The sequence below is a fragment of the Streptomyces sp. NPDC001709 genome, from assembly GCF_053596375.1.
The window spans coordinates 1-2700 of sequence record NZ_JBSFGB010000130.1; the positions used below are offsets into that span (position 1 = coordinate 1).

At 67.2% G+C, this 2700-nt stretch carries 3 protein-coding genes and 1 pseudogene; 2 read left to right on the forward strand and 2 right to left on the reverse strand.

Annotation, left to right across the window (positions count from 1 at the left end; translation table 11 throughout):
* Positions 1 to 527 precede the first annotated feature (527 nt).
* A pseudogene (locus ACWC0C_RS48175) lies at positions 528 to 1319 on the reverse strand (NF041680 family putative transposase); the annotation flags it as partial.
* A gap of 28 nt (positions 1320 to 1347) precedes the next feature.
* Between ACWC0C_RS48175 and ACWC0C_RS48180 the strand changes: the two are divergent.
* The gene (locus ACWC0C_RS48180) at positions 1348 to 1581 is read left to right on the forward strand and encodes a hypothetical protein (protein ID WP_450871526.1); all 234 of its coding nucleotides are present in this window, start codon (positions 1348 to 1350) and stop codon (positions 1579 to 1581) included.
* 262 nt (positions 1582 to 1843) lie between these two features.
* Complete coding sequence (locus tag ACWC0C_RS48185) at positions 1844 to 2002, forward strand: hypothetical protein (RefSeq protein ID WP_450871527.1); 159 nt, start codon at positions 1844 to 1846, stop codon at positions 2000 to 2002.
* A 313-nt stretch (positions 2003 to 2315) separates the two neighbouring features.
* Here the strand turns inward: ACWC0C_RS48185 and ACWC0C_RS48190 are convergent, their stop codons facing one another.
* Positions 2316 to 2501, reverse strand: coding sequence for a DUF6059 family protein (locus ACWC0C_RS48190; RefSeq protein ID WP_450871528.1), 186 nt, complete (start codon positions 2499 to 2501; stop codon positions 2316 to 2318).
* Between the last annotated feature and the right edge of the window lie 199 nt (positions 2502 to 2700).

Here is a 2700-nt window from a genome sequence, read left to right on the forward strand (position 1 = left end):
AGGATCAGACGAAGGCCACCCTCATGTCCGGCGAATGCCCAGGTGAGTGACCTCGTTCGGGACACCGTTCGAGGCCAGAAGAAAAAGAACAAGCTAAACTTGTCGTTTAACCTCGTCTCCGTTGGGGGTGGGGATGGAGCAGGCGGTTTCCGAATCTGTCAGGTACTCCGCGGTGTGTCAGGACTGCGGTGCAGAGCTGGAGTGTTGGGGGACTCAGGCCCTCGTGGATGGCCGCTTGCGGTGGGACGTTGAGTCAACGTGTTCTGCCTGTGGATGTGCAGTAGCCGTGTGCGGTGGCGACGTGCCGGCGGAACGGCGGGATCAGATGCTCTCCGAGCATGGTCCCGCGAGGCTGCAGGTGAGCAGTCCGTCGGCCAACGGTGTCGCCATCATGCGGGTGCTGCGGGCTGAGCTCGGTATTGCCCTGACGAGCGCCAAGGCCGTGCTGCGCCGCGTGGTGAACGGTGATTACTCAGGAACGCTTCCGGAGATGGAACGCGTGGCCCGCAAGCTGAGAGAGTCCGGCGTTACTGCTGTAGCAACGCGCCCTTAGGTGTCTGATCTGACAGTCCAGTGACGGTTCGCCTGGGCTTGGCGCCCTTCTTGTGGTGGGCGGGGCGGCTGTATGCCTCGCCGGTGGCGAGGACTCTGCCCACGTCATGACGGGTGGCCGTGCGACGGTTCTTCGAACCTGGCGGTCGGCCGGGCCCGGGCCGGCATGGTGTTGGTGCGCCGGCCGGGGAGCCGGCGGTCTTCATGCGCAGGTTCCTGAACCCGCGCCGGACGCGGGCGAGAGTGAGTCTGTTCGGCGGAGTCGGCTTCTCCCAGGGACGCCGGAGGTCGGTGGCCAGCGGTCGGGCGAGCCGGAGTTGGGCATAGGCGGCGAGCACCAGCCATGTCCACCGGTCGGCCGCTTCCGAACTGCGAAGCCGGGGCTTGGTCCACCCAAGTGTCTGCTTGAACAGGCGAAACGTGTGTTCCAAGTCGAAACGTCGGAGGAAGCACTGCCAGCAGCGGTCGACGTCCGCAGTGCTGGCACCGGTGCCCGACCACCACAGCCAGACCGGCTTGTTCACCCCGCCGGAGAGCAGCTTCTCCACGGCCAGGCGGATGACGGTGCCCTCGATGATGGGCAGCGGTCCGTCGTACTCGATCCAGGCCGCCCGCCGGGTCAGCCTCGGGTGCAGCCGGTCCCACGCCTGCGCGGTCGCCTTCCCGTAGAGGCGGGTGTCCGTGACTGTCACGGCTTGTGCGGGATGGCGGGCGGATTCTGCCCAGTACCGGGCGGGCCGGAGTTCCCCTTTACGGCCACGAGGCGGTGCTCCGGCCTGGCAGGGGGTGGGCGCGGTGCCCAGTAGCGAGAAGGTCGGCAACGTCAGCGGTGGCCGGTACGAGCAGATCGTGGAGCGACTGCGCGAGGAGCTGAGAAGTTGTCGAAGAGTTCGTTCATCATCGGCGATGGCGCACTGGAAGTGGTCCCGATGCAGGAGCAGCAACACCGAACGCGACCACGCGCTGGCGCCGTGGCTGACCTTCTACAACACTCGACGCCGACACACCACGCTCGCAGGCCAGACCTGATCAGACGACTGTCACCAAAGTCATGACCGAGTACACCTAGGCGCTGTGCGGACGGCGGGTGGACGGCTTCTTCGTGCTCTTCTTCGCCGCCGCCTTCTAGGCCGGCTGCTTCTTCGGCTTCGTCGGCAGTTCATGCACGTCAGCCTCGCCGGTCGGGTCGCCGCGGGAGGCCTTCGCGCGGGCCACGGACTCGTTCAATCGGATGGCGCGGGATCCGAAGCTGGCATTGACGGATGTGCAGTGGGTCTTGGGTCACGCGCACTTGAGCACCACCCAGATCTACCTGCCGGCGGACCGGGACGAGATCGTCGAGGCCGTCCGCGCGCATCATGAACGGCAGACCGCCGAGGTCCGCCCGGCCGTTCCGGCTGCCGGATACCGGCCTGAATCGTTGACCGAGCTGTTCGGGAGGACCTGGTGAAGGCGCGGGTTCGAGACGCCACGGGTGGCGCCGCGGCGGGCCCATCCGTGCTGGCGCCGGCGCCGCGGGCGTCAGGCGGGCTGCTGGAACAGGCCCGGGCCCGGTTCCCTGCCCGGGTTGCCGGGAGTCGTTGGGCGATCACGGACGCGACGATCGACGAGGTGATCGCCGTGCTGGAGCGGCCCCCGTTCGTCGCGGACAAGCTGCTCCTGGCTGCCGACCTCCACCCCGCCACCTTCGACCTCTCCCGCCTGCTCCCCGACACCGCCCCCACAGCCTTCCAGCAGGCGGCGCCCGAGCAACCTGATCGCAGTCAGCCCACGGACCAGATCCGGTGCCACAGTTCCCGCTCGGCCGGGGACAGCTCCGATATCAAGACCAGCCGCTCGGGGTGGCCGGGGGGCGGTCCGTCGAGAACCTTCGTTTCGGATGCCTCCCTGGACCACAGCGCCAGACCAATCGGGGCGTAGTACATGGTGCCGAGAGAAAGCAGCCCCATGTGAAGGATGTGCCACGACTCTCTCAGCAGCTTACGCACGGGCAGACGGGGTTTCGCGGGCATGTGAAAACTCCTGGAGGGTGGAGACGATGGAAGTGGGGGCCGGCAGGGTGTCGTGTTCTTTCTTCAGTTGCCGGGCGTGGGTGGTGTGGTGGGGGCCGGTGAGGATCTGGGTCAGGAGGTCCTGGAGTGCGGTGGG